Raw genomic sequence first — 26,420 nt, forward strand, 5'->3', positions numbered from 1 at the left:
TAGTGGGGTCAGTTGCCCCGCGCGGACCGTGGGGCGGCCTCCGCCGCCCGTGGATCAGCCCGCTTAGGCGGTGCCGAATTTCAGCAGTTTGATCGCGTTAAAGTCGCTCACCGCGCCGCCCACACGTTTGGTCGCGTAGAAAAGGACATGCGGTTTCGCAGAGAACGGATCGCGCAGCACGCGCACGTCAGGGCGTTCGGCAATGGTGTAACCGTTCGCAAAGTCACCAAAGGCAATCGCCATTGCGTCCGCAGCCACATCTGGCATGTCCTCAGCGATGAGCACAGGATAGCCCATGAGACGCGCTGGTTCGCCTTGGCTCAGGCCATCGGACCAGAGGAAACGACCGTCGGCGTCTTTGAGTTTGCGCACGGTGCCCGCGGTTTTGGAGTTCATCACAAAGGTCGCGTTGGCGCGGTATTCGGCCCCCAGCGCATAGACCAGTTCGATGATCGGATCGCCGTCATCAATCGCGCCAGCGGTGCCTGTGACCACGTAACCGATGTTGCCCCAGGTCCAGATCATCTCGTCCACGGTCGGGTAGTCGAGAAAGCCTTTGGGTTTATCCACGCCGTCACCGTTCACGAACGCCGATGCCTCGGAGCGGGCGAATTTGTCGGCGATGCGACCTGCGAGCCAGCCTTCGATGTCAAAGGCGCTGTCGTCGAGGAGTCGTTGCGAAATCTTCGGCATGGCCGAGAGTTCGTTGACGGGAATGGTGATGCGGTCGATCTGCGGAGTGGCCGTCTCGGACAGGTTCGCGGCCTCATTCGCCCAGCCAGAACCCATCTCTGTGTGGTCGATCAGCACGTCATAGGAGGTCGATTCCACGGTGACGATGCTGGCAATCGCGCGGATCGATGCGGTCGCGGTGAGCGCCGATTTGATCGTGTCAGAGGTCTGTGGATCAACGAGGTAACCACCGTCTGCCGCAACAGCGGTCGACATCGCCTTGCCCTCGAGCGGCAAGTCGCGAAGGCCCTCGTCCTCGCCCGAACGGAGGTACGCGGCAAAGGCCTTTTGGTGCGGGGCCTCGATCATCTCAGCGCCCGAAAGCGCGGGGCGCGACGCCATCAGGGATTTACGGTCATATTTGGTCATGCGGTCTTCCTGCTGCTGAAGTTTGGCGTGAACGCCGTTAGAAAACTGTTTGAATTCACTTACGAAATCGGTGATCGCCGATTTCAGGTCTTGGACCGGAGACATGTCTTCTCCGGCCCGAGGGGTGGCCTCGGGTTTGGTCATTTTCGGTCCTCTCGGATGGGTCGGTTAGTCGGGGATCAGCGCGGTGCGAGCCTGCCGAAACGCATCGGCCAGATCGCGCAGATCAGTGGTCAGCGCATCGTCGGATTTGCCTGCAACGCGCGCCTCTGGCAGCATCGGAAAGGTGACGAGCGACACTTCCCACAGCTCCACCTCGGTCAAGAGGCGCTGGCCGTGGTTGGTTTTCGTGGATTTCACCGTGCGATAGCCGATAGACAGCCCGTCAATGGCCCCCGCTGCGATCAGCGCAGCGGCCTCGCGGCCCTTTTCAACGTCGGTGAGGATACGGCCTTTGACCCAAAGGCCGCGGTCGTCCTCCCGGATCTCGTCCCAGATGCCGATGGGCTGCGCGGGGTCATGTTGCCAGAGCATTTTCACGCCCGACCGTTTCGCCAGCGACGCGGCATAGGCGCCACGGGCGACCACATCGTTGCCCTGATCGACGGCATCAAAGAGGGATGCGTAGCCTTCGATGATATGGCCATCTTTTAGCGCAATATCACCCGATAAGCGGCTGAATTTATGTTCTAATTCCATCATTCTATCCTGTCACAATGCGGATGAGTTCCAGCCCAGAGATCAGCGCGAAAGACGCGATGACCAGCCACAAGAGGCCTTCGACTTTGGCGACGATGGCCTCAATTCGGCTCAGGCGGGCTTCGAGTTGGGCGAACCAAAAGTCGTTCACGGGGGCGGTGCGATTGGGGAGCGGCACGATGTTATCCTGCATCGCCGACCTCAATCGCGGGCAGACCCAAGAGCGCCCGTTTTTCCGCCGCCGTCAGAAAGGTTGCTTCGCCAACGCGCCGCCATGCGGCTTCGCGTTCGGTGGCCAGAGCGGGGATCTGGTCGAGGTCGGGGCGCAGGTCGATCCGTTCGCCCGTAAAATCCGACAGCCAATCGGCAATGACCGAGGTCATACGCGTAGCGAGCGGTAGGACGGTCAGGCGATAAAACGCGCGGTTGGCCTCTTGGTAATTGGCGTAGGTCGCGTCACCAGGGATACCGAGCAGCATCGGCGGCACTCCAAAGGCAATCGCGATCTCGCGGGCGGCGGCCTCTTTGGTTTTCTGGAACTCCATATCCGAGGGGCTAAAGCCCATCGGTTTCCAATCGAGCCCACCCTCTAGCAACATCGGACGGCCAGCATTTCGCGCGCCTTGGTGCATGGTTTCCATCTCGTGCAAGAGGCGGTCGTATTGATCGCTGCTGAGGCTGCCCTGACCGTCCGCCCCTTTGTAGACAATCGCGCCAGATGGACGCGCCGCGTTATCAAGAAGCGCCTTTGACCAGTTCGACGCGGCGTTATGCACGTCGATGGCCGAAGCCGCGGCCTCGAGCGGGGAAAACCCGTAGTGATCGTTTTGCGGGTGAAAGGATTTGATGTGGCAGATCGGGCTTGCGCCCTCGCCCACGGTGAAACGGTGTTTTTTGCCCGCGACGGTGTAGTCGTAGCCGATGGGCCAGCCGTCCGTGCCTTGGACAATGGACATGCGTTCGGGGCGCAGGGCGTGCAGTTCCACGGGGAGGCTGCCATCGCCCACGGCCTCTAGATAGGCGTCGCCCGACAGGAGGAGGTAGCCATAGACCGCCTCGAGCAGTTCTGCGCGGCCTTGGGCTGCGTTCGGGCGGGCAAGGAGGTCAGCAACAGGATGCACATCATAGCGGCGGTCGCGGTCTTGCAGGATCAAGGGCAGCGCGGCGGCAGCCTCTGCGATCATGCGCACCGCACGAAACCCCACAGGATTGCGGGTAAAGCCCGATTTGGTCAGCGTCACCGTATCGCGGGCGGACCAGACAGCGCGGCCAGCGCCCATCGCCAGCACCTTGCCCGTGGCCGAGGCTTTGGCCTCAACAGGGGCGTCCTGCGCCGTGCCACGCTTTAGAAAGTCAAACATCCATCGCTCCTTCGTTTCAGCCCCATTTGCGTCGTTGGAGCCAATATGCAGGAAAGGTGTTCACATCCCCCCAACGCAGCGTGCGCAGGGGGGCGCAACAGGACGTCAAAGGTGACGCACACGGGGGGCTTGCCATGTTGCGGCGGGGGCAATCATCAGATCAAAGAGCGCCCAAACGAGGGCGTCGACTCGGTCAGGAGAGCCCTGCCCCTGAAACCCATTGGCGGTCATCAGGCACATCTGATCCTCGAGCGCACCCAAAGCACGCCCATGATGCACCCGCCCCTGTTCGTAGAGGGCAGCGACAGGTTCGGCGCGGGCGACCTTGCACTTTGACGCACGAACGGGGCGATATGGGACGAGCGGGTCGATCTGGCGCACGACCTCTTCGACCAAAGCGCCGCCTTGGTTCACCTCGGCCACCATACGGTCCGCCCCATGACGGTGGAGCGCATCGACCGCCGCCTGCGCCCATTGCGACGGTGAGGCCGCAGAGACGGTTGCGTCCTCAATCACAAAGGCGCGCCAATTTTGCGGCGGACCTTCGGTGACAACGCCCGCCACGATGATCCCGCAGTCGTCCGATCCCTTATGCCCCGTAACGGGAGGATCGACGGCCACGACAACGCGGTCGCACTGTGGAATACGATCCACCCGCGAGGTTTCGAGCATCTGCGAGGTCCAGAGCGCCCCTTCGGCATCGGCCAAGAGCACGCCGTCCAATTCTTGTCGACCAAGGCGGGTGCCCGCATAGCGGCGCTGCACTTCGTCCAGAAACCCCACGGCGAGGTTCGCGCGGTTGGCAGAGGTCGGCGCGTGAGTGACCACAGTGCTATCGCGGTCGAGTATCCCCCGCAGCACGGACGCATTGCGCGGCGTGGTCGTCACACAAGCCCGAGGATCATCGCCCAGACGCAGGCCGAATTGGATCATGTCCCATGTTTCCTGCCCCTTCTTCCATTTCGCGACCTCATCCGCCCAAACGGCGTCGAATTGCGGGCCGCGCAGGCTCTCTGGATCAAAGGCGGAAAAGACCTGCGCGATGGCACCGTTGGGCCATTGCAGCATCTTGCGCCCCGCGATCCATGTGGGGCGGCGGTCGGGGGGCGAACAGGCCATGATCCCGCTGTCGCCAAAGATCATCACCTCGCGGGCCTGATCGTAGGTTTCACCCACGATGGCGACACGGGCGGCGCGGCCCTTATCCATCGGGCGCGAGCCTTCGACTTGGGACCTCACCCATTCGGCCCCCGCCCGCGTTTTGCCAGCCCCTCGCCCGCCAAGGATCACCCAAGTGCGCCAATCGCCCGAAGGCGGCACCTGATGGTCCAAGGCCCAGAAGTCGAACAAAAAGGGCAGAGCGCGAAGCTCTGCCTGTGTGAGTTTATTCAGAAACAGCGTCTGCTCTGTGGGCGTCCCTGATGCGATCAAGTCTGCACCCGAGTGACACCCGCACGGCGTCAAAGTCGATTTCTCCATTCTCTGGACCCTCTTTGTATTTGTCGTGGAATGCCTCTTCGGCTTTGCGGACCCGCACGAACATCTCTTGCAAAACAGCAAGCTGTGCGGTGGCCTTTTTCGGCGCGTCGGTGTTGCCGACCTCTGCCTCTGCGATCAATTCGTGCAGCAATTTCAGGGTGCTGTCGTAGACCTCGCTCACCTCTGAGAGGCGTGATCGCTTTTGGTCTGCCTGTTGTTGGTCCCGATTTATCATTGGTTGTTCCCTATCGGTTGCCCCGCCAGATCGAGAAACGACAAAGGGCGGCCCAAAAGGACCGCCCTGCGTCTTCTAGCCTGTGATGACTTTACCCGAAGGGTGCAAAGGACCGGTTAACCGACCGTTCGCATCAGTTCGCTGCACGCTCCAATTCGCGGTAAGCGGCAACGTTGCGGTTATGCTCGTTCAGAGTGGCCGCAAAGACGTGACCGTCCGCGGGGTTCAGCGTTTTGGCGACAAAGAAGATGTAGTCGCTCTGTTCAGGGTTCAGGACCGCCTCGATGCTGGCCTTGCCGGGGTTGGCAATTGGGGTCGGCGGGAGGCCGTTGATAACATAGGTGTTATAGGGCGTTTCGCGCTGTAGTTCGCTCTGGCGCAGACCACGGCCCAAGGTGCCTTGGCCTTTGGTGATGCCATAGATCACGGTCGGGTCTGTTTGGAGGCGCATGCCCTGTTCCAGACGGTTGATAAAGACCGAAGCCACCAGCGGACGTTCCGACGCAATGCCAGTTTCCTTTTCCACGATAGAGGCAAGGGTCAGCGCCTCTTCGGGGGTGTCGAACGGCAGGTTATCAGCGCGGTTTTCCCATGCCTGTGCAAGGATGGTCGCCTGTGCGGCCTCCATACGAGACAGGATGTCAGCAACGCTTGCGCCCTTGGTGAATTCATAGCTGTCAGGCGACAAAGAGCCCTCAGCTGGGATCACATCCACATCACCGTCGAGCGTATCAATCGCGTTGAGGCTGGTCATGATCTGCCAACTGGTCACACCTTCGGCGATGGCAATACGGAAACGGGTATCGTTTTGGCCCGCCACAGTGGTGTAAATCTCTGGCACGTCAGAGCCGAGTTCAAAATCCGCGACCTCGTCGTAACGGGCGGTTTCGGGGTCCATCTGGCGGACCTCTACGGTCGCTGCGTTCACGCCGATACGGTAGAGGATTTCGGTGCCACAGGTGCTTTGCCCGCCGCGGGTGATGATATCGATGATCGATTCCATCGAGGCCGCTGCTGGCACGATAAAGCTGCCCGCCTTTAGCTGGCTGCCCGCACCTGTGTAATCCACACCCATGTTGAAAATCATCTTGGACGAAATCGCGCCCTGCTGATCCAGATTGTCCGCAACGCGACGGAAGTTCGTTCCGCTCGGCACCTCAAGGCAGATCGCCTGCTCCAGAGGGCCTTCAGCGCGATACTGCGATTTGCCCCAGAGGACGATGCCCCCCAGAACAAACAGCAGAACAATCAGGAACGACAGCGCGTTGGACGCGATGTTACGCCACATTAGCTGATTTTCCCGAAGATCACGCTCGCGTTGGTGCCGCCAAAGCCGAAGGAGTTCGACAGAGCCACGTCAATCTTACGCTCGACTTTCTTGTTCGGCGCGAGGTCAACAGGGGTCTCTACAGCAGGGTTATCAAGGTTGATCGTCGGCGGTGCGACCTGATCGCGGATCGCAAGGATCGAAAAGATCGCTTCAATCGCGCCAGCAGCACCCAAGAGGTGACCCGTCATCGACTTGGTCGAGGACATGGTGACGTTGCCAGCGTGATCGCCAAGCATACGTTCGACCGCGCCCAGTTCGATGGTGTCCGCCATGGTCGAGGTGCCGTGTGCGTTGATGTAGTCAATCGCCGAGGGTTCCAGACCTGCGTCCTTGAGTGCGGCAGCCATACAACGGCCAGCGCCTTCGCCATCCTCGGATGGTGCGGTGATGTGATACGCGTCGCCCGACATGCCGTAGCCCAGAACTTCAGCGTAGATTTTCGCACCGCGCGCTTTGGCGTGTTCGTATTCTTCGAGAACGACGATACCTGCGCCCTCGCCCATGACGAAACCATCACGGTCAGCGTCATAAGGGCGGGATGCTTTGGTCGGTTCATCCGCACGTTTGGTCGACAGCGCCTTACACGCGTTGAAACCCGCGATACCGATTTTGCAGATCGCAGCCTCCGCGCCACCGGCAACCATCACGTCAGCCGCGCCGTATTTGATCAGGCGAGCCGCGTCACCAATGGCGTGAGCACCCGTGGAACATGCTGTCACGACAGAGTGGTTCGGACCCTTAAAGCCGTATTTGATCGACACCTGCCCCGAGATCAGGTTGATCAGTGCACCGGGGATAAAGAACGGAGACACGCGGCGCGGGCCTTTTTCTTCGATCATCACGGCGGTGTCGGCGATGGATTTCAGACCGCCGATGCCAGAGCCGATCAGAACGCCAGTGCGTTCTTTGTCGGCATCAGCCTCAGGTTTCCAGCCCGAATCCTCGACCGCTTGAAGCGCGGCAGCGTAGCCAAAGAGGATAAAGTCATCGACCTTACGCTGCTCTTTGGGTTCCATGTATTTGTCAGCGTTAAAGGTCGCATCAGAGCCGTCGCCGCGTTTGACTTCGCAGGCGTAGGTGGTGCCCAGCCCTTCGGGATCAAAGCCCGTAATACGGCCAGCGCCAGACTGTCCGTCCAACAGACGAGTCCAGGTTTCTTCAACCCCATCCGCCAACGGTGTGACAAGGCCCAATCCGGTTACGACGACACGGCGCATTTTCTGCCCTCAACTCTTGTTCTCAATTCCACTCCAAATAGCGCGTTCCGCCCCCTTTGGGCAAGGCAACTCGCGCCATTCAGACCGCGTTATTTACTAAAACTTGGGGATTGAGGCGTATTTGATCAATATGATGTTCGTTTTCCGCCTCTTCTGCGTGGTCTTTATCACCTTGGCGCCCCTCCGTTCGGCCTATGCGGCCGAGGATGGGGTGGATTGCCGTGCGGTTCAGGATCTTGCGACGATCATCGTAGCGCAGCAGATCGCGCTCTCCGACCCGACCCAAGCGCGCGTGGCGCTGGATCATCTCGCCCGAAACGGCGGGCGGTTCGATGCGGCCTCTGTTCGGTGGATGATTGGGGATCGGGTGAATTCCGATGCGCAGGCGGCGCTGGCCAATGCAGCGCAACTGGGTGCCGTGATCGCTGCTCGATTGCAGACCCAGACAGAGGCACAACGGGAGCGGATCGGTGGCGCGCTGCTATCGCAGAACGGCGTGGTGGTAGAGGCCGCGATTGCCACCCTGCCCCGCCTCACCGACCTCTGCGACAGCCAAGTCCACGCGCAGTCCTTTTCAACCATGGACGAGCCGCTGATCACCCCACGCACGGCGGCGGTCAACGGCGGTTTGGGGTTTCTCGCGCTGATCACGGCTGGCGTGTTTTTCGGGCGTATCATCGCGCTCCGCCACGCCAAGGCGCGACGGTTCACTTGCAGCATTGAGACAACAATCCTCCATCAGGGCAAGGTGATTCCCGCGCGGATCATCGACATCAGTCGCTTGGGCGCAAAGATCACGCTGACTGATACGCCCCCGTTTGAACGGCGTCAGAAGATCACGATCATGGTAAACGGGCAGCCTCTTCCCTGTCGGGTGGCGTGGTCGAATACACATGTCAGCGGGATCAAGTTTCGCCGCGCTCTGACGGCGGCAGACCTCGTGGCAGCGTTGGGTCGTGGGCCGAGGGTCGAACAGACGCGCAAACGGTCCCAACGTGGCAAACCGATGCGCCAAAACGAAAACGGCACCCCGAGGGGTGCCGCAATCAATACCTTGAAATCCAGTTAATTACTGAGCTTCAGAGATGAATTTCACAGCGTCGCCGAAGGACTGAATGGTCTCTGCAGCGTCGTCCGGGATTTCGATACCGAATTCTTCTTCGAAAGCCATAACCAGCTCTACGGTGTCGAGGCTGTCTGCGCCGAGGTCATCGATGAACGATGCATTCTCGGTCACTTTTTCCTCTTCAACACCCAGGTGCTCAACTACGATTTTGCGCACACGATCAGCGACATCGCTCATATCAAGTCCTCACGTTCAATAGGGCTTTCGGCCCGTTCTTTTGTGTGCCCCGCGGGGCGGTTAACTGCCCGCAGGGGGCGCCCACGGACGTAACGTCATCGGTCACATCCTGCAGGTATCACAGGGCCTATAGCAGAGAATTCCGCAGAGGCAAACGCTTTCAACTGTCATCTTCATCTAGCGTTTGCAAAGGATTGTTCAGGATCGCGCGACAGGATTTTCGCGCATAGCCCTCTGCAGCCGCAGGAATATCACCGCCAGGCAGGTATTTTTGCGCGATCGCTTTAGGAATCTGGAATATCCCGAGCTCAACTGACATCGCATCCACGCCAAACCGTTGGGCGTAATCGTTGATAGCAGCGTCCATTGCCGCCTCTTCGGTGACGACCATATCTTGAACACGGGCGCTGATCCCACTTCGCACAAGGAACCGTTTTGAAACGGAATACATCAGAACCGCAGCGCGTGAATCTGTATGTGCAAACCGAAGCGCCCGAACCGCAGATCGCAACCCGCCCGCAAGTCCGTCGAGCTCCAACGTGACCTGAACGGTTTCTCGGTATTTCCGATGCGCCCAAACCCATGCTTCGGCGAGGAGATCCTCCATCGAACCAAAGCGGTGGTAGATCGAACCCACAGATACTTTCGTGCCTTTTGAAACTTGTTGCACCGTTACCCCCGGTGCTGTGGCGAGATGATCCGCCAACCACACAAAAACATCCTCATCGGTAAAGCCCGATTTGCGCCCCATCCAGAAATCTCCGTCCACGTTTTTTATTGTTGTGACAAGATTCTAATAAAAAGGGGCAGCCAATGGCTACCCCTATACGTGAAAATGGTGAGTTTACTTTACGTAAAGTTGCAAAGTGTCTTCTTAGAGCATCGCCATGCCGCCGTTGACGTGAACAGTCGCACCAGTGGTGTAACCGGCCTCGTTCGACGCGAGGTAGAGAACCGCTGCTGCGATCTCTTCTGGGGTGCCCATGCGAGCGGCGGGGATCTGAACGTTGATCTTTTCTTTCTGATCGTCGGTCAGTTTGTCGGTCATTGCGGTCGCGATGAAACCCGGTGCAACGCAGTTCACGGTGATCCCGCGGCTTGCGACTTCGTATGCGATGGATTTCGACATGCCGACCATGCCCGCCTTAGACGCTGCATAGTTCGCCTGCCCCGGGTTACCTGTCGCACCAACGATCGACGAGATGTTCACGATGCGGCCCCAACGCGCCTTCATCATGCCACGGATCACGCCTTTGCACAGGCGCATGGTCGAGGTCAGGTTGACCTCAAGTACGCTCGACCATTCGTCGTCGGACATGCGGATAAAGAGGTTGTCTTTGGTGATGCCAGCGTTGTTGATCAGAATATCAACCGAACCCATCAGATCAGCGGCTTGTTTCGGCAGCGCGTCAACGGCAGCCGCATCGCTGAGGTTACAGGTCAGCACGTGAACGCGGTCGCCGAGTTCTGCAGCCAGTTCATCTAGAGGCCCCTGACGGGTGCCCGACAGAGTGACAGTTGCGCCCGCACCATGTAGTGCCTTTGCAATTGCGCCACCGATACCACCCGAAGCGCCAGTGATCAGCGCATTTTTACCTGTGAGATCAAACATATTATATCCTTTCTTCCGCCCGCGTTGGGGCAGGTTCAATTAGCTTTTGAGTGCTTCAACAGCGGCAGCAACATCGTCAGGGGTGCCGACGTTGTTGGTCGCGACGTCCTTGCTGATGCGTTTGATCATGCCCGAAAGCGCCTTGCCTGCGCCGATTTCCCATGCCTCGGTCACGCCTTGATCGGCCATCCAAAGCACGCTTTCGCGCCAACGCACGGACCCTGTGACCTGCTCGACCAGGAGCGAACGGATCATCGCAGGATCAGTGACCGAAGCGGCGCGCACGTTTGCAACAACAGGCACAGCGGGCGCATTGATCTGCACGTCGTCCAGCGCCTCTGCCATCACGTCAGCGGCGGGCTTCATCAGGGCACAGTGGAACGGTGCAGACACAGGCAGGAGAAGCGCACGTTTCGCACCTTTTTCCTTGGCGATGGTCAGAGCGCGTTCAACGGCCTCTTTGTGGCCCGACACCACGACCTGCGACGGGTCGTTATCGTTTGCAGCCTGACAGACTTGGCCTTGGGCTGCTTCTTCGGCGACAGCGGTCGCAGCTTCGAAATCGAGACCGAGGAGAGCGGCCATAGCGCCAACACCAACAGGAACAGCGTCCTGCATCGCGGTGCCACGGGTGCGCAGCAGGCGGGCGGTATCCGCGACCGAAATCGCCCCAGCCGCAGCCAACGCAGAATATTCACCGAGCGAGTGACCCGCGACGAAATCAGCCGCAGTGATCGACACGCCTTCAGCCTCGAGCGCGCGCATCGCCGCCAAAGAGGTCGCCATTAGCGCGGGTTGTGCGTTCTTGGTCAGCGTCAGGGTCTCAATGTCCCCGTCCCAGATCAGCGACGACAGGCTTTCGCCGAGAGCGTCATCAACTTCGTCGAAAATGGCTTTGGCTGCCGGATAAGCATCGGCCAGTGCCTTGCCCATTCCAATGGCTTGGGCGCCCTGCCCCGGAAATACGAATGCCCGCATGTGTCACTTCCCTTTGGTAACGTTTTCTCTGCCTTAGCGTGTCGCGGGCCACATCACAAGAATTCGTAAACGTGAAAAAGGCGACCCAATGGGCCGCCCGTTTAAGGAAATGGCTTAAAATATTAGGCAGGAACGGCGATGAGGTCTTTGCCCAGACGATCGCGCAGCGCCTCAATCCGAGGGAGCGGACCATAGGCGACCTCTAACAACGTGGTCGAATTGCGATAGCGGAGCATGAGTGCACCGTGACCTTTTTCGCCACGTTCACGGTCGATGAATAGACCGCTAAAGGATTTGAAATCATAGCGCCCGATCAATGACGGACGGCCTGCGTGATTGCGGACAACCTCGCGCAGTTCGCGGACATTGGTGTCGAATTCAAGCTCGACCTCAGCGCCACGGGTCGCGTAGCGGAAACAAAAGGCAGACACGACGGCCAAAAATACCGTCAGGCCGATTTTGATGACCTGCACACCGTCTGACACAATGCTAGACGGCATCAGCCACAGACCCACCGCAGCCAGAGCAAACACGGCCCCGATAAACAGCGCAACGGCCTGTAGGGTTTTCACCAGCGGCGATGGCCCCTCAAGCGACCGAATGACATAACCCCAATATGTATCAGCGAGCATAAAACCAGCCTTGCTATAGCCCATCGGAACCTCAATTGCCCCGTTGTGGAATAATCTATCAGTTGTCAGCGCGTTCATTGTAGCACCTTTTTACCCTATGGTTGTAACCTTGCGGACCAAACATGGCGAAAAACAGGCGATGCCCTGACCTTGTTTTGACTTTCTCATATTCACCCCAGACACGATCTCGGTGCCCCGCGCTGGTGCATATATATAGAGAGTGTCATTCCACACTTGCCTTTGCAGGCGCGGCATGTATAAGGCCCCATCTTTCCGCAATTCGTTAGAACTGCGCAGTCTCTCGTGGGTGGAGGCGGAAAGATCTCATTGCCACCCTATGAAATGCGCTGAACAAAAACAGGAGTGCACATGCCGCTATACGAGCATGTTTTCATTTCGCGTCAGGACCTGTCGAACGCACAGGCTGAAAGCCTCGTCGAACACTTCTCGACAGTGCTTGCTGACAACGGTGGCAAAGTCATCGAAAGCGAATACTGGGGCGTCAAAACGATGGCCTACAAGATCAACAAAAACCGCAAGGGCCACTACGCTTTCCTGCGCACCGATGCACCGTCGTCGGCTGTTCAAGAGATGGAACGCCTGATGCGCCTGCACGACGACGTTATGCGTATCCTGACCATCAAGGTCGATGCACATGAAGAAGGTCCGTCGGTTCAGATGCAAAAGCGTGACGACCGCGGTGACCGTGGCGAACGCGGTGACCGTGGCGAACGCCGCGAACGTCGCTAAGTTGATCAGGAAAGGACATTAAGTCATGGCTACCAAACCATTTTTCCGTCGTCGTAAGTCCGATCCGTTCGAGGGCGAGAACGCTCCGAAGATCGACTACAAAGACACTCGCCTTCTGCAGCGCTACATCTCTGAGCGCGGCAAAATCGTTCCCGCACGCATCACCGCTGTTGGATCCAAGAACCAGCGCAAACTGGCACAAGCCATCAAGCGCGCACGTTTCTTGGCTCTGCTGCCCTACGCTGTGAAGTAAGGAGTCATATCAATGGACGTTATCCTTCTCGAACGCGTTGCCAAACTCGGCCAGATGGGCGAAGTCGTATCCGTGAAAGACGGCTACGCTCGCAACTTCCTTCTGCCTACCGGCAAGGCTCTGCGCGCTAACGAAGCAAACAAAGCGAAATTCGAAGCTGACAAAGCTCAGCTCGAAGCACGCAACCTCGAAACTAAAAAAGAAGCCGAAGCACTGGCTGCAACCCTCAACGGTCAGCAGTTCGTTGTGATTCGTTCCGCTTCGGACTCGGGCGCTCTCTACGGTTCTGTCTCCCTGCGTGACATCGCCGAAGTTGCGACCGCTGGTGGTTTCTCGATCGACCGCAAGCAGGTTGTCCTGCAAGGCGCGATCAAAGAACTGGGCCTGCACAGCGTAACTGTTGTTCTGCACCCTGAAGTTGAAGCAACCATCACCATCAACGCTGCACGCTCTGCAGAAGAAGCTGAGATCCAGGCATCGGGTAAATCGATCCAGGAACTGGCTGCTGAAGAAGAGCAAGCTGCAGCTGACGAGATCGCCGAACTGTTCGACGACGTTGGTGGCGCTGCTGCGGACTCCGACGAAGACCTCTAAGGTTTCCGTCAGACCAAATAGAAAGGCCGCAGAGAAATCTGCGGCCTTTTTCTTATGTGGCGATCAGCGGCGGAAGGTTTCCAACTCGAGGATCGCATCGCAGTAATCCCCGTCGTAAGTGCCAACCCAAACGTCGAGATAGCCGTCGATCGGTCGCGTCAGAACGATCTTGGGGTCCATGTTGCCGTTGTCGTCGTCATCGTAATACCAGTTGGCCGACGCGGTGTTGATCAACAGCGCACTGTCGCATTTGCTGATAACGCTGATTTCCAGCTTCAGCCCCGACATCCCGCTCATATCAAAGGTGAAATCAGGCGCTGTGGTGAAATACCCTGCCCCCTGATCCGTTCCAGGGCGAACATTCGGACAGTTCCAGATGTAGTTTTCGCCACCAGCGACCACGTTAAAACGAACAGGACTGCGCATCTGGGGACCAGTAACCGAATAGCTGTCCCCCCACTGAGAGTAATCAGGGCATGCCATCGCAGCCGTCGACAAACCAAACACAGCAAGAACAGATAAAATAATGTGCTTCATGGTTTAACTCCTCGGTTGAGACTTCACTGCCTTAAGCCTAGGCCTGTTATACCAATGGATAAACCTTTTTCGGTCGGGGTGTTTCGTCGCACAAACAAAAAAGGCGCCCCAAAAGGGCGCCTTTCGATCAGGGATGAACCGCTGATTATTCTTCTTCCAGAGCCTCGACAGCCTTCTGGAGATCTTCTTTCGATACTTCTTTGTCAGTCACAGAAGCGACCGAGAAGATGTGATCAACTACTTTGTCTTCAAAGATCGGAGCCTGAAGCTGCTGACGGAACTGAGCGTTCTGCTGAACGAATTCAAAGAACTGACGCTCTTGGCCCGGGTACTGACGTGCTTGGTTCATGACCGCTTGGGTCAGTTCAGCGTCAGAGACTTTCACTTCTGCTTTGTTGCCGATTTCAGCAAGGAACAGACCCAGTTTCACGCGGCGTGCAGCGAGAGCTTTGTGCTCGTCGGTTGCTTCGATCGAACCGTGGTTGTGATCGTGCACTTCTGGGTTTTCTTCGTGCCACAGCTGGTGAGCGATCTGGTCAGCTTCAGCTTTAACCAGCGATTCCGGCAGGTCGAATTCAACTTTGCCGTCCAGCGCGTCGAGGAGCGAACGTTTCGCAACTGCGCGTGCTGCACCTTGGTATTCAGCTTCAAGACGCTCAGCGACTTGTGCTTTCAGCTGAGCGAGGTCTTCGGAACCGAATTTCTTAGCCAGTTCGTCGTCGATCGCTGCGTCTTTCGCTGCTTTAACAGCTTTGATGGTGCAGGTGAAAACAGCCGCTTTACCAGCGAGGTTTTCAGCGCCGTATTCTTCAGGGAAGGTTACGTCTACGTCTTTCACGTCGCCAGCTTTTACGCCAACGAGGCCAGCTTCAAAGCCAGGGATGAAGGAGTTCGAGCCGAGAACCAGCGGGTAGTCAGATGCTGCGCCGCCGTCGAATGCTTCGCCGTCAACTTTACCGAGGAAGTCCATGACAACTTGGTCGCCGTCTTCTGCAGCGCCGTCTTTTTCTTCGTAGGATTTCGCAGTTTTCGCTAGGTTTTCGAGAGCTTCGGTGATCGATGCCTCGTCAGCCTTAACAACCAGACGCTCCAGTTTCACGTCAGAGAAGTCGACTTCTGGAATGTCCGGCAGGCGCTCGTAGGAAACTTCGACAACAACGTCGTCGCCTTCTTTCCAGTTCTCGTTGGTCATTTTCATTTCCGGCTGTGCTGCCGGACGGTCACCCGAAGTTTCGAGGTGGTTGTTCATCGCGCCGTCGATTGCGTCTTGCATCGCTTCGCCCAGAACACGCGGGCCGAACTGTTTTTTCAGCATAGCCATCGGGACTTTGCCCTTGCGGAAACCCTTCATTTCAATGTCGGGCTGAGCTTCGATGAGCTTTTCGTTTACTTTTGCGTCGAGCTCTGCAGCGGTTACAGTGATTGTGTAGCCGCGCTTGAGGCCTTCGTTGAGGGTCTCGGTGACCTGCATCGTATGCGTCCTTTTACGTCTCGTTCAGGCCGCACGACGGCGGCCACCCTAAATCAGCCGTCCTTCTATTGGGGCATAGCGCCCCATGCAAGGCGAAATGGCACATTCCCCCCTATTCCATCAGGATGTTTTTCGGGTCCATTCTGGGGAAGCGCGTCGAATTCGGGAAAATATGGCCCCGAACAGGCTGAGAGGACCGGCCAATGGCCAATCTAAATCGTCAGTGCATTCAGGATTTGTGGTGCGGGTGGAGGGACTTGAACCCCCACGCCTTGCGGCGCTAGAACCTAAATCTAGTGCGTCTACCAATTTCGCCACACCCGCTCTGATGGGCGGTCTAGCAAAGCCTTGCGCGGGCTTCCAGCTAAAAATGCACACGCATTAAATGTATGTAAACACGCATAAAGTGTGTCCAAAAGGTTAACAATCGGCGCATATGGGCAGTCGGGGGTGCTTTTTGACTGGTGTTAACCCAATGCTTGCTTAACCTGCCTAGCAATTGAGGCAGACACAGCAAGAGCGGGAACCGCCATGCACCCTGATATCGAGATTCGCCCGGCGCAAGCCGTGGGCGTTCGCAATTTGACTGGCCTTGTGGCCGCCACCACCCTCTTGACGCTGGATGGGGAACTCCCTGTTGAGACGCTTGCTGCTGGCGATCGTGTGATTACGCGCGATTCTGGCATGGCGATCCTCCGCGAAGTTCGTGCGTTCACCGTCACCGCAGAGTTGATCCGCATTAAGGCTGGCACGCTGGGCAACACCCGCCCTGACCGTGACATGGCCGTTTTCGCGCAAACCCCGATCCACATCCGCGATTGGCGTGCACAGGCTCTCTATGGTGAAGCGACCGCGATGGTCAGCGCAGAGCGTTTGATCGATGGCGAATACATCACTCGGTCCGAACCCCAGTCGGTGATGATGTTTGAACTGGTGTTTGACCGTCAGCACATCCTTTACGCAGACGGGATGGAGGTCGGATCGGCGGCTGTCTGATCCACGCTACATCGTTTTGATGCGCCGCCCCTTTCGGGCGGCGTTTTCGTTTTAGAGGCCTAAGGCGCGAAATACGGCGGGCAGCGCCTCTGGCAGATCCTCGGCAATCAGCCCTGCCCCAAAATGACGGGCAGCGGCGGTGTGGAGCCAAGCAGCCGTCTCTACATCCTTGATCCCCGTGATAAACCCCGCGAGCACATCCCCCGCCCCCGCCGTCGCGAGCCAAGGGGTCGCATTATCATACGTCGCCGCATTTAGGACAGTCTGGCGATGGGGCGCCGCAATGACGGTATCGCGCCCTTTGTATAGAACGGCGCAGCCAGTGCGGCTCGCGGCCTCCTCTGTCGCGGTGACTTTCGACGGGTGATCGATGAGGTCAGGGAACAACCGCGCAAATTCGCCGCCATGTGGGGTGAGAACGCATTGGGGGTGGAGCGCGCCCATCAGCGCGTCATCCAACGCCAAAGCCGTCAGCGCATCCGCATCAATCACTGTAAACCGTTCGGCCGCGAGGATCGTAGGCAAAAACGCCGCCGCGCGGTCGACGCCAAACGCGGGGCCGATGCAGAGGCGGTCGTAGCGTTTATCCTCTAAGAGCGCCGCGAGGTCTTCGGGCGTGTCGCAGGGCACCAGCATCACCGCTGTTTCGTGGGCGGCGTATTCCGAGATGGCGTCACGTGGCACCGCGATCGTGACCAACCCTGCACCCGCCCGCAGCGCAGCCCGCGCCGCCAGTCGCGCCGCCCCCGTTTTGCCCGCAGGACCACCGAGGATCAGCGCGTGACCGTGGCTATATTTATGCGTCACCCGCCGCAGCCCACCTTTCAGCGAGGTCAGACGTGGTTCGGACAAGCGCACCGCCTCTGGACAAGGCGTCGTGATACCAATGTCAGCTACCACCAGATCGCCGGACAGATTAGGGCCAATGTTCAAATGATGACCCAGTTTGGCGCGGTGAAAGCTCACCGTGAGGTCATAGAAAATCCTCGCATCCTCGGTCAGGTGTGATTGGCCTGTGTCCGCGTCCAATCCGCTCGGCAGATCGACGGCGACCCATTTACCGCCCTCTGCATAGGCCAGATCGGCAGGCCAGACGGACAAGGCGCGGAAGCCTTCTGCAATCTCACCCGTCACCGCACGTGACAGGCCCGTGCCGAACACCGCATCAATCCAGAGCGCGGGATGATGCACATCACCCCAGCCCCGCAAGGCCGCACCCAAGTCAGCCCATGGCCGCACCTGCCCCATTGCAGCCCAACGGTCGTAATTGGCGCGGGCATCGTTTGACAAACGCGCCGCGTCACCCGCAAAGAAACAGGCGACCTCCCATCCCCGCTCTGCCAAAAGCCGCGCAACGACGAATCCATCACCGCCGTTGTTGCCTGGCCCGCAGAGCACAACGGCAAGGTCAGGCGCGGTGGCCATCACGGGCCATTTGTCTAAAATGGCATCAACAACGCCCTGCCCCGCACGCTCCATCAACTGGAGGCCCGAGACACGGCCAGACGACATCGCAGCACCTTCAACGGCGCGCATTTGGGCAGAGGTCAGGACTTCGATCATCGTTTCAGCACCAAAAGTTTTCAAACTGCACACCAAGCGCGCATATTGCACAATTTTTAATCACACCCTATGGAATCATCCCGAAGGAATAGCCTGCGTCAGCCTACCCGATTGTGCCTGCCGTGCAGACATGGTCTGACGCCGAAGGAACACCAAAGCGAAGGGAGTCGCGTCAGTGAAAAAGATCGAGGCGATCATCAAACCGTTCAAACTGGACGAGGTCAAGGAAGCCCTGCAGGACGCTGGCGTACAAGGTCTCTCCGTGATCGAAGTCAAAGGCTTTGGTCGTCAGAAAGGCCACACAGAGCTGTATCGCGGCGCTGAATATGTTGTGGACTTCCTGCCGAAAGTAAAAATCGAGGTCGTCCTTGCTGACGATCAAGTCGATGCCGCCATTGAGGCCATCATCGGCGCTGCCAAAACCGACAAGATCGGCGACGGTAAAATCTTCGTATCGCCTGTCGAACAAGCGATCCGTATCCGCACCGGTGAATCTGGCGACGACGCGCTTTAATTCACTGACAAATTTCACCTCAAGAGGAATCAGGGATGAACAACCAAGAATTTCTTAAACTTATCGCGGACGAAGGCGTAGAATACGTCGACGTACGTTTCACCGACCCGAAGGGTAAGCTCCAGCACGTGACGATCGTCTCTGACCTCGTTGACGAAGACTTCCTCGAAGAAGGCTTCATGTTCGACGGTTCGTCGATTGCTGGCTGGAAGTCGATCGACCAGTCCGACATGAAACTGATGCCGGATGCGTCCTCTGCTTACATGGACCCGTTCTACGCTGAGAAAACCATCGCGATCCACTGTGACGTTGTTGAGCCGGACACTGGCGAAGCCTATGACCGTTGCCCGCGTCAGATCGCGAAAAAAGCAGAAGCTTACCTGAAGTCCTCGGGCATTGGTGACGCTGCATACTTCGGCCCTGAAGCTGAATTCTTCCTGTTCGACGACGTTCGTTACTCGGTTACTCCGGCGAAAGTATCCTACCAGATCGACGCTGAAGCAGCTGCTTGGAACACCGACGCAGAAATCGAAATGGGCAACCTCGCACACCGTGCAGGCCACAAGGGCGGCTACTTCCCTGTGAACCCGATCGACGAAGCGCAGGACATCCGTGGCGAAATGCTCTCCACTATGAAGCGCATCGGCATCAAAGTTGACAAACACCACCACGAAGTGGCGACCTGTCAGCACGAGCTGGGCATGATCTTTGGTGGTCTGGTCGAGCAAGCCGACAACATCCAGAAATACAAGTACATCATCCACAACGTGGCTGCGTCCTACGGCAAAACCGCAACCTTTATGCCCAAGCCGATGGCTGGCGATAACGGTTCTGGCATGCACGTAAACATGTCCATCTGGAAAGACGGCAAGCCGCTCTTTGCAGGCGACAAATACGCTGACCTGTCGCAGGAAGCTCTGTACTTCATCGGTGGTATCCTGACCCACGCAAAAGCACTGAACGCGCTGACCAACCCGTCGACAAACTCCTACAAACGTTTGATCCCGGGCTTCGAGGCTCCTGTTCTGCGCGCGTTCTCGGCACGCAACCGTTCGGGCTGTGTCCGTATTCCGTGGACCGAATCGCCGAAAGCAAAACGCGTAGAAGCTCGCTTCCCAGATCCGGCAGCGAACCCCTACCTCGCTTTCGCAGCTCTGATGATGGCTGGCCTCGACGGCATCAAAAACAAAATCGATCCGGGCGCTGCTTCGGACAAAGACCTCTACGATCTGCCGCCAGAAGAACTGGCAGCAATCCCGACCGTATGTGGTTCGCTGCGTGAAGCTCTGGAAGAGCTGGAAAAAGACATGGACTTCCTGCTTGCAGGCGACGTGTTCACCAAAGACCAGCTTCAGGCTTACATCGACCTGAAATGGAACGAGGTTTACGCTTACGAGCACACCCCGCACCCGGTCGAATACCAAATGTACTACAGCTGCTAATCGTAGCAGTCGTCAGACAAACGAGAGGGCGCCCCATTCGGGCGCCCTTTTCGTTTAGTGGAACGGCCCCACGACAACTTCATGTCTTTGCCCTGATTTTGCCATTATAAGTTGAGATGTTGTCGCTGAGTGAACCAGTTTTCAGGTCCAGTATCATGTTTAAGAGTGCCCAAGATTACCTCGCCCCCAAGCCGAGCCATATTCCAGTTTCTGCACAGCCAAAGCCGCAGATGCGCCTGCCGCATCAGGCTAGCCTTGTGTCTCGGCAAACGCCGACCTCTCATAAAAATTGGGTGTCCGCGCTGTTGGAGCGGGTCAAATCGACCCTCAACCCCTGATCAAATCGCAACCATCGTGGTGTGGATCGCAAAGAGAACCGCACCCGTTTTCGGCAGCCGCATGACGGTCTGCCGTTCGCTGCGTTCATAGAGCGGATTGATGTCCGTATAGGGACGCGGGTTCGATTCGCTGCGGACATGGAACAGCGTCGCGTCCTCATAGCTGTGCAAATTCGCCCTCCACATCGGCCGTAGCGGCTGCGCCCCGTCAAACAAACGCTGCACGCGCTTACCGATATCCTCAGTGTAGGACGGCACGGGCACATGGATGCGCAGGAGCGGGCGCCCGATTTTCTCGGCCAAGGTCCATGCGGCGGGGAAACACAGCAACGCCGCCGTCAGCACATGTTCGTCGCCCTGCTTTTGCAAAAGGCATAAGTCCTCTTGGACCAGTTGCGACAGGGTGAGGAAGGGATCACTGCGGTCAATGGTCACGATCTGCCCGTCAGGACGCGTCACCTGATCCACCGTCACCGTGAACCCCACCGATGGCAATTCGGCCAAGATCACGTCGAGAAGTTCCGCAACCGCCTCTTCTGCCTCGGGCAGGACACCGCAGACAGCCGCGCGGTGATCACGCATCAGACGGGCCTTTTCGCCCAACTGCCCCGTGTATGCGCTATCCACAGTGATCCACGGTCCCGTCACAGGTCGCATCGCGGGCAATCGGGCCGCAGCAACAGCGCGTTGTTCGTCGGGCAAGTGGTCTTGAAGAATGGGCGTCATGGCAGGTCCTACGGTCCGAATGACAGCACCAGACCATAATGATCCGACCCCGCCAAGGGGCGAATATCGACGGCACCCTGCCAACCCTGTGGGATCAACGTATGATCAATCGCAAAGGGCAGATGAGCGCCAAATCCGGGGAAGGTCGACAGATAACCACCGACCCGCACAGCGCCCGCCGTTTCCGCGATCCGCCGCACCGAACTGCCCCACGGGATCATGTTGAAATCCCCTGCAATCACAATCGGACCGTCGAGGCTTTCCAACCCATGCAGGATTTTCGGCACCTGAGAGGCTTGGGTGAACGGATAGGGCCAATTGAGGTGGACCGATCCGATCCAGACCTGCCCGATCTCTGGCACCTCAGCTTGGGCAATAACGATCCCGCTGCCCAGACTACAGCCCGCACCCGATGGCGTCAGAGGATAGCGGGACAGAAGGGCAATACCCCCATTTCCTTGGCTCGCGCAGGCAAGGCGATGGGGAAACCGGTCCTCTAGCCCGTCGAGCACGAGTTGATTGATCGATGAGGTTTCTTGCAGTGTCACGAAATCCGCGTCCGTCGACAGGATATCGGCCAAGATGGCCTCGGGCGTGGCACCGTTCCACAGCATGTTCTTTTGATAGAGCCTCAGCGGCCCCGTTCCACGCACCGCGCCGCCCGCAAAATCGCCCCATGTGACCACGCCAGAGGCAATCACCGCGACCAAGACGCCAGCCGCCCACCGCTTTAGGCCAAAAAACAACAGGGCGATGACAATGACCAAACCCGCAGCCAGCAAAATAGGGCGCCCCAAAGACAAGGAATCGGCCAGCGGAATCCACGTCCCAAGGTGCGTAAACGCCAAGAGCGCCACACCTAGAAACGTTATGAATTTCAGAACACTACGCATCGATCCTCTCGCCCCATCTCGGCGGGTTTCGCCTATAGTCCTGACGCATCATTCCCCCGAGTTCAATGCGCCAAGGGCATAGCCCCCACACCCTAGCGGCCTTTTGCCCACCAGTTATGGCTGTGCTGCTCTTGTTACGACACGTCATGCATCGTATGAGGCGCGTGAAACTTTCCACCGACGAAAGGCCGCTGCCAATGATCCCTCGCTATTCCCGCCCTGAAATGGTCTCCATCTGGGAACCTGCAACCAAATTCAAAATCTGGTACGAGATCGAGGCACACGCCTGTGACGCCATGGCCGATCTGGGCGTTATCCCCCGCGAAAACGCGGATGCGGTTTGGAAAGCCAAAGACGTAGAGTTTGATGTCGCCCGCATCGACGAAATCGAAGCCGTTACCAAACACGACGTGATCGCGTTCCTGACACACCTTGCTGAACATGTAGGCAGCGAAGAGGCCCGTTTCGTTCACCAAGGTATGACGTCCTCGGACGTCCTCGACACCTGCTTGAACGTTCAGTTGGTTCGCGCATCCGACATCCTTATCAAGGATATGGAAGCCCTGCTCGCGGCGCTGAAAAAGCGCGCGATGGAGCATAAAAACACCGTTCGCGTTGGCCGCAGCCACGGTATCCACGCAGAGCCGACCACTATGGGTCTGACCTTTGCACGCTTCTACGCTGAGATGGACCGCAACCTTGCGCGTCTGAAACTCGCTCGTGAAGAGATCGCAACTGGCGCAATTTCGGGCGCTGTTGGCACCTTCGCAAACATCGACCCCCGCGTCGAAGAGCACGTCTGCGCGAAACTCGGCCTGAACCCAGAACCGATCAGCACCCAAGTTATCCCGCGTGACCGTCACGCGATGTTCTTTGCAATGCTCGGCGTGATCGCGTCCTCGATCGAAAACGTAGCGATCGAAATCCGCCACATGCAGCGTACCGAAGTTCTCGAGGGTGCAGAGTTCTTCTCGATGGGCCAAAAAGGCTCGTCCGCGATGCCGCACAAAAAGAACCCTGTTCTGACCGAAAACCTCACAGGTCTGGCGCGTTTGGTTCGTATGTCGGTCATTCCTGCGATGGAAAACGTCGCCCTCTGGCACGAGCGTGATATTTCGCACTCCTCTGTTGAGCGTGCGATTGGCCCAGATGCCACCATCACCCTCGACTTTGCCCTGAACCGTCTGACCGGCGTTATCGATAAAATGCTCATCTTCCCGCAGAACATGCTGGATAACATGAACAAATTCCCTGGTCTGGTGATGTCGCAGCGCGTTCTCTTGGCCCTGACCCAAGCAGGTGTATCACGCGAGGACGCATATTCCATGGTTCAGCGCAACGCGTTGAAAGTATGGGAAGACCGCGTTGATTTCCGTGAACAACTCCTCGCGGATGAGGATGTTGTGAACGCGCTTGGCGTTGATGCGATCAACGAAAAGTTCGACATGGACTACCACACCAAACACGTGGACACGATCTTTAAGCGCGTGTTCGGCGCATAATCGGATCGGGGGCCTTCGGGCCCCCTTTTCATTTGGGGCTAACGGATTTTTCACCTTTCCAACCGATACTTAGGCGGAAAGGACACCACTATGCCCGATGGATCACAACTCCCCCCGATTGCGCATCTGACCCGCCGTCAAAAGGCGGCGCTGTTGGTGCAATATCTGATGGCGGACGGGCAGACATTGAACCTCTCTGACATGCCAGAGGACGCGCAAATCGCCCTCACCCGCGAGATCGCCGATATCGGCATGGTGGATCGGGCAACGGTGGATCATGTGGTGATCGAATTCCTAGACGAGATGGACCGCCTCGGCCTCACGGGGCCCGGTGGTATCTCTGCCGCTCTTGATGCGTTGTCAGGACAACTCAGCGCAGGGACTACTGCGCGGCTCAACGACGAACTCTCTGGCACCGACCCGTGGCGGCAGATTTGCAAGCTAGACGTCGATCAGATCGTCCCTCTGGTCAATGCAGAGGCAATAGAAGTCTGCGCGATCACACTGTCGAAGCTTCCCGTTGATAAGGCCGCCCAAGTGCTAGGCCGCATTGCGGGCGAACGGGCGCGGCGGATCACCTATACCATGTCGCTGACCACGGGCGTAGCGCCCGAAACCGTCCTGCGGATTGGGACCGCGTTGATTGGCGATTACGGCAAACCGCGCGAAACGGCCTTTGCCCAGCCTGCCCCACGGCACCTCGGTGCGATCCTTACGGCCAGCGGCGCTGACCTGCGCGACAGTCTTTTGTCCGATCTGAATGACGATGACCCTGTGTTCACCGCGCAGGTTCGGCAGGCGATCTTTACCTTTGCCGATATCCCTGCCCGCCTGCCCCCGCCCGACGTGCCCAAGGTCCTACGTGCTGCGGATCAGGCGGATGTTGTGACGGCGCTCGCCCATGCGATGGCGTTGGGTGGCGCGCTAGAGGCTGGGGCTGATTATCTCCTTGCGAACCTGTCGCAACGGGTGGCGGACCAGATCAAGGATGAGATGGCGGAGCGCGGCACCCCACGCAAGGCCGACGGCGAGGCCGCGCAAACCCGCCTGACCGCCGTGATCCAGAAATTGGCCGAAACGGGCGATATAACGCTCTTTTCTACGGGAGAGGACGCTGCGTGATCCATCCTGCTGCTTGAGATTGCGGAGCCAGCCCTTTATCTGATGGGCAGACCGCACAGGATGGCACATGGCCCAAACTCAAGAGACCGACCTCGGCACGCGCGCCGATTGGATCATTGACCGCATTTTGCGCGGCATGATCGGTGGGCTAATGCGTCTGCCTTACGAGACGCGCCTGGCGCTCATGGGGGCCGTCACAAAGCGGGTCATCGGGCCTATCGCGGGCTACCGCAAAAGGGCGCTGGCTAACCTGTCGTTGATTTTCCCTGACATGTCAGACGCCGAAAAATCTCGCATTGCTGACGGCGTGCTGGACAACGTGGGTCGCACCCTGATCGAAAATTATTCGTGGCAGGAGTTCGGTCAACGCCTTGCTCGGACCGAGATCAGCGGTGGTGGCATGGCGGCCGTCGAAGAGGCCCGCGCCAATTGCCGTCCGATCCTCTTTATCACGGGGCATTTCGGCAACCACGAGGCACCCCGTCAGGTGCTCACGAACAAAGGTTACATCATCGGTGGTCTCTACCGTCCGATGAAGAACGCCTATTTCAACGATCACTACGCCAGCACGATGACCGAACTCTCAGGCCCCGTCTTTGCCCAAGGGCGGCGCGGCACGGCAGGGTTTGCGAAACACCTACGTGGTGGCGGCATGGGCACGTTGTTGTTTGATGTGGCGGTGCCCGATGGGGTGCTGTTGGATTTCGTCGGACATCCAGCGATGACCGCGACCTCAGCCGCTGATATTGCGTTGCGGATGGATGCGCTCTTGGTGCCCTATTTCGGGATCCGACAGGCCGATGGTGTGAGTTTCGACGTGGCCGTTGAGACGCCCATCGAACACACGACCCCTGAACAGATGATGGCAGAGGCGACCGCCCGTTTAGAGGCCCGCGTCAGGGCCAACCCCGAACAGTGGTTCTGGGTGCATAACCGTTGGAAGCCTCAGCGCACGCGCCCTGCCGATACGATCAACCCTGGCCCTGGCTCCTGAAGGATCACGACCGCTGGCGCGTCGCCTTCGATGGTCACAGAGAGCGACAGCGGCGTGCGCGTGTCCCATTCGCCCAGATCGTCCCACGACGTGACGATATTCGTGTAATCAACGGTTTTTCCAGCGTTTTCACCGCGTTCAATATCGACCTGCGCATTGGGTTGATAACGAACGAGCTGCACCGTCAGCGGCGTTGCAAAGCTCTGGAGGGACTCGGCGGTTAGGGTCAGCGTATTGCCCGACCGCTCAAGGTCCAGATCAATGCCATCGGCCATGATGATGTGACGGCGCATCAGCTCCATCAGTTCCATCGGGTGTGCGCCAACCACATGATCCACGCCGCCAATCACAAACTGCGGCGTGTAGATGGTCCGCTCGCCTGCTTGGGCGGCGTAGCGTTTCTGGCGTTCGGTAAAGGCCGGATTGGCAAAGCTATCAGCCCAACCGATGTAATCCCAATAGTCCACATGCAGCGCCAGCGGGATCACATCATCGCTCTGCGCCAGTTCTGCGAGAATTTCATCGGCAGGCGGACAGGACGAACAGCCCTGAGAGGTGAACAATTCAACAATAATGGGGGGATGATCATCCGCGTGGGCAACTGCAGGCAGGGTCATAGCCAAGCCACACATCACCGATCCCAAAAGCTGTCGCATGTTTACATCCGTGTTCGTTTCCTAAGACCGATTTAGCGCAACACGCTCACACTCTCCAATCAATGAATTGCGAGACTTTGACATGATTGCACAGAGGACACGTTTTTTAAGGGCAACGTCTG

General features: G+C 58.1%; 30 protein-coding genes and 1 tRNA gene. 11 read left to right on the forward strand and 20 right to left on the reverse strand.

Annotated features, from left to right (window positions below; translation table 11 throughout):
- Positions 1–63: 63 nt before the first annotated feature.
- The 8 genes from AC07ED_RS04950 to fabF all read right to left on the reverse strand — a co-directional run bounded on the left by AC07ED_RS04950 (position 64) and on the right by fabF (position 7,422).
- Positions 64–1,245 carry a phage major capsid protein gene (locus tag AC07ED_RS04950; protein ID WP_105234855.1) on the reverse strand — a complete coding sequence of 394 codons (1,182 nt, stop codon included), beginning with the start codon at positions 1,243–1,245 and terminating at the stop codon, positions 64–66.
- A gap of 24 nt (positions 1,246–1,269) precedes the next feature.
- Complete coding sequence (locus tag AC07ED_RS04955; RefSeq protein ID WP_105236332.1) at positions 1,270–1,800, reverse strand: HK97 family phage prohead protease; 531 nt, start codon at positions 1,798–1,800, stop codon at positions 1,270–1,272.
- A gap of 4 nt (positions 1,801–1,804) precedes the next feature.
- Positions 1,805–1,993 (reverse strand): hypothetical protein, encoded by a 189-nt coding sequence (locus AC07ED_RS04960; protein ID WP_105234854.1) that lies wholly within the window; start codon positions 1,991–1,993, stop codon positions 1,805–1,807.
- The gene (locus AC07ED_RS04965) at positions 1,983–3,161 is read right to left on the reverse strand and encodes a phage portal protein (protein ID WP_105234853.1); all 1,179 of its coding nucleotides are present in this window, start codon (positions 3,159–3,161) and stop codon (positions 1,983–1,985) included. The genes AC07ED_RS04960 and AC07ED_RS04965 overlap by 11 nt, the downstream gene beginning before the upstream one ends.
- Before the next feature lie 105 nt (positions 3,162–3,266).
- Positions 3,267–4,640 (reverse strand): DNA-packaging protein, encoded by a 1,374-nt coding sequence (locus AC07ED_RS04970; RefSeq protein ID WP_105234852.1) that lies wholly within the window; start codon positions 4,638–4,640, stop codon positions 3,267–3,269.
- Positions 4,546–4,875, reverse strand: a complete 330-nt coding sequence (locus AC07ED_RS04975; protein ID WP_067545653.1) for a hypothetical protein — start codon at positions 4,873–4,875, stop codon at positions 4,546–4,548. Before AC07ED_RS04975 ends, AC07ED_RS04970 begins: the two co-directional genes overlap by 95 nt.
- Before the next feature lie 133 nt (positions 4,876–5,008).
- Positions 5,009–6,163: an endolytic transglycosylase MltG gene (gene mltG / locus AC07ED_RS04980; protein ID WP_105234851.1), complete on the reverse strand. Its 1,155-nt coding sequence runs from the start codon at positions 6,161–6,163 to the stop codon at positions 5,009–5,011.
- Complete coding sequence (gene fabF, locus AC07ED_RS04985; protein ID WP_067545659.1) at positions 6,163–7,422, reverse strand: beta-ketoacyl-ACP synthase II; 1,260 nt, start codon at positions 7,420–7,422, stop codon at positions 6,163–6,165. Before fabF ends, mltG begins: the two co-directional genes overlap by 1 nt.
- A gap of 133 nt (positions 7,423–7,555) precedes the next feature.
- Between fabF and AC07ED_RS04990 the strand changes: the two genes are divergently transcribed.
- A complete protein-coding gene (locus AC07ED_RS04990) occupies positions 7,556–8,491 on the forward strand; it encodes a PilZ domain-containing protein (RefSeq protein WP_478241906.1) in 936 nt (311 codons plus the stop codon).
- On the opposite strand, the gene AC07ED_RS04995 is transcribed toward AC07ED_RS04990, so the two are convergent.
- From AC07ED_RS04995 to AC07ED_RS05015, 5 genes are all read right to left on the reverse strand, one after another.
- Positions 8,492–8,725, reverse strand: a complete 234-nt coding sequence (locus tag AC07ED_RS04995; protein ID WP_067545664.1) for an acyl carrier protein — start codon at positions 8,723–8,725, stop codon at positions 8,492–8,494.
- Positions 8,726–8,885: 160 nt separating this feature from the next.
- Positions 8,886–9,476 (reverse strand): TetR/AcrR family transcriptional regulator, encoded by a 591-nt coding sequence (locus tag AC07ED_RS05000; RefSeq protein WP_105234849.1) that lies wholly within the window; start codon positions 9,474–9,476, stop codon positions 8,886–8,888.
- A gap of 123 nt (positions 9,477–9,599) precedes the next feature.
- Positions 9,600–10,337, reverse strand: coding sequence for a 3-oxoacyl-[acyl-carrier-protein] reductase (fabG, locus tag AC07ED_RS05005; protein WP_105234848.1), 738 nt, complete (start codon positions 10,335–10,337; stop codon positions 9,600–9,602).
- 39 nt (positions 10,338–10,376) lie between these two features.
- A complete protein-coding gene (gene fabD, locus AC07ED_RS05010) occupies positions 10,377–11,315 on the reverse strand; it encodes an ACP S-malonyltransferase (protein ID WP_105234847.1) in 939 nt (312 codons plus the stop codon).
- Between the two features lie 122 nt (positions 11,316–11,437).
- Positions 11,438–12,025 carry a hypothetical protein gene (locus AC07ED_RS05015; protein ID WP_105234846.1) on the reverse strand — a complete coding sequence of 196 codons (588 nt, stop codon included), beginning with the start codon at positions 12,023–12,025 and terminating at the stop codon, positions 11,438–11,440.
- Between the two features lie 291 nt (positions 12,026–12,316).
- On the opposite strand from AC07ED_RS05015, the gene rpsF reads away from it, so the two are divergent.
- The 3 genes from rpsF to rplI are packed head-to-tail and all read left to right on the forward strand — an operon-like array spanning position 12,317 to position 13,544.
- Positions 12,317–12,697: a 30S ribosomal protein S6 gene (gene rpsF / locus AC07ED_RS05020; RefSeq protein WP_105234845.1), complete on the forward strand. Its 381-nt coding sequence runs from the start codon at positions 12,317–12,319 to the stop codon at positions 12,695–12,697.
- A 25-nt stretch (positions 12,698–12,722) separates the two neighbouring features.
- The gene (rpsR, locus tag AC07ED_RS05025; RefSeq protein ID WP_067545682.1) at positions 12,723–12,950 is read left to right on the forward strand and encodes a 30S ribosomal protein S18; all 228 of its coding nucleotides are present in this window, start codon (positions 12,723–12,725) and stop codon (positions 12,948–12,950) included.
- Positions 12,951–12,962: 12 nt separating this feature from the next.
- Positions 12,963–13,544, forward strand: a complete 582-nt coding sequence (rplI, locus tag AC07ED_RS05030; RefSeq protein WP_067545686.1) for a 50S ribosomal protein L9 — start codon at positions 12,963–12,965, stop codon at positions 13,542–13,544.
- Between the two features lie 63 nt (positions 13,545–13,607).
- On the opposite strand, the gene AC07ED_RS05035 is transcribed toward rplI, so the two are convergent.
- From AC07ED_RS05035 to AC07ED_RS05045, 3 genes are all read right to left on the reverse strand, one after another.
- A complete protein-coding gene (locus AC07ED_RS05035; RefSeq protein WP_105234844.1) occupies positions 13,608–14,081 on the reverse strand; it encodes a hypothetical protein in 474 nt (157 codons plus the stop codon).
- Between the two features lie 145 nt (positions 14,082–14,226).
- The gene (tig, locus tag AC07ED_RS05040) at positions 14,227–15,552 is read right to left on the reverse strand and encodes a trigger factor (protein ID WP_105234843.1); all 1,326 of its coding nucleotides are present in this window, start codon (positions 15,550–15,552) and stop codon (positions 14,227–14,229) included.
- A gap of 239 nt (positions 15,553–15,791) precedes the next feature.
- Positions 15,792–15,876, reverse strand: a tRNA-Leu gene (locus tag AC07ED_RS05045).
- Positions 15,877–16,083: 207 nt separating this feature from the next.
- On the opposite strand from AC07ED_RS05045, the gene AC07ED_RS05050 reads away from it, so the two are divergent.
- Complete coding sequence (locus AC07ED_RS05050) at positions 16,084–16,548, forward strand: Hint domain-containing protein (RefSeq protein WP_105234842.1); 465 nt, start codon at positions 16,084–16,086, stop codon at positions 16,546–16,548.
- A 51-nt stretch (positions 16,549–16,599) separates the two neighbouring features.
- On the opposite strand, the gene AC07ED_RS05055 is transcribed toward AC07ED_RS05050, so the two are convergent.
- The gene (locus tag AC07ED_RS05055) at positions 16,600–18,144 is read right to left on the reverse strand and encodes an NAD(P)H-hydrate dehydratase (RefSeq protein WP_478241910.1); all 1,545 of its coding nucleotides are present in this window, start codon (positions 18,142–18,144) and stop codon (positions 16,600–16,602) included.
- Between the two features lie 142 nt (positions 18,145–18,286).
- On the opposite strand from AC07ED_RS05055, the gene AC07ED_RS05060 reads away from it, so the two are divergent.
- The 3 genes from AC07ED_RS05060 to AC07ED_RS05070 all read left to right on the forward strand — a co-directional run bounded on the left by AC07ED_RS05060 (position 18,287) and on the right by AC07ED_RS05070 (position 20,405).
- Positions 18,287–18,625, forward strand: coding sequence for a P-II family nitrogen regulator (locus tag AC07ED_RS05060; protein WP_067545695.1), 339 nt, complete (start codon positions 18,287–18,289; stop codon positions 18,623–18,625).
- Between the two features lie 35 nt (positions 18,626–18,660).
- Complete coding sequence (glnA, locus tag AC07ED_RS05065) at positions 18,661–20,067, forward strand: type I glutamate--ammonia ligase (RefSeq protein WP_105234841.1); 1,407 nt, start codon at positions 18,661–18,663, stop codon at positions 20,065–20,067.
- Between the two features lie 155 nt (positions 20,068–20,222).
- Positions 20,223–20,405, forward strand: coding sequence for a hypothetical protein (locus AC07ED_RS05070; RefSeq protein ID WP_158664498.1), 183 nt, complete (start codon positions 20,223–20,225; stop codon positions 20,403–20,405).
- On the opposite strand, the gene AC07ED_RS05075 is transcribed toward AC07ED_RS05070, so the two are convergent.
- Both AC07ED_RS05075 and AC07ED_RS05080 read right to left on the reverse strand, forming a co-directional pair.
- Positions 20,406–21,131, reverse strand: a complete 726-nt coding sequence (locus AC07ED_RS05075; RefSeq protein WP_105234840.1) for a heme-dependent oxidative N-demethylase family protein — start codon at positions 21,129–21,131, stop codon at positions 20,406–20,408. It abuts the gene before it with no gap.
- A gap of 8 nt (positions 21,132–21,139) precedes the next feature.
- Positions 21,140–22,024, reverse strand: a complete 885-nt coding sequence (locus tag AC07ED_RS05080; protein WP_105234839.1) for an endonuclease/exonuclease/phosphatase family protein — start codon at positions 22,022–22,024, stop codon at positions 21,140–21,142.
- 197 nt (positions 22,025–22,221) lie between these two features.
- Between AC07ED_RS05080 and purB the strand changes: the two genes are divergently transcribed.
- The 3 genes from purB (at position 22,222) to AC07ED_RS05095 (ending at position 25,642) form a co-directional block, all read left to right on the forward strand.
- Complete coding sequence (purB, locus tag AC07ED_RS05085) at positions 22,222–23,526, forward strand: adenylosuccinate lyase (protein ID WP_105234838.1); 1,305 nt, start codon at positions 22,222–22,224, stop codon at positions 23,524–23,526.
- Between the two features lie 90 nt (positions 23,527–23,616).
- Positions 23,617–24,648, forward strand: coding sequence for a FliG C-terminal domain-containing protein (locus tag AC07ED_RS05090; protein ID WP_105234837.1), 1,032 nt, complete (start codon positions 23,617–23,619; stop codon positions 24,646–24,648).
- Between the two features lie 67 nt (positions 24,649–24,715).
- The gene (locus AC07ED_RS05095; protein ID WP_105234836.1) at positions 24,716–25,642 is read left to right on the forward strand and encodes a lysophospholipid acyltransferase family protein; all 927 of its coding nucleotides are present in this window, start codon (positions 24,716–24,718) and stop codon (positions 25,640–25,642) included.
- On the opposite strand, the gene AC07ED_RS05100 is transcribed toward AC07ED_RS05095, so the two are convergent.
- Positions 25,594–26,298, reverse strand: coding sequence for a DUF1223 domain-containing protein (locus tag AC07ED_RS05100; protein ID WP_105234835.1), 705 nt, complete (start codon positions 26,296–26,298; stop codon positions 25,594–25,596). The two genes, AC07ED_RS05095 and AC07ED_RS05100, sit on opposite strands and share 49 nt — an antisense overlap.
- Positions 26,299–26,420: the final 122 nt, after the last annotated feature.

It is taken from the genome of Aestuarium zhoushanense (assembly GCF_056431045.1).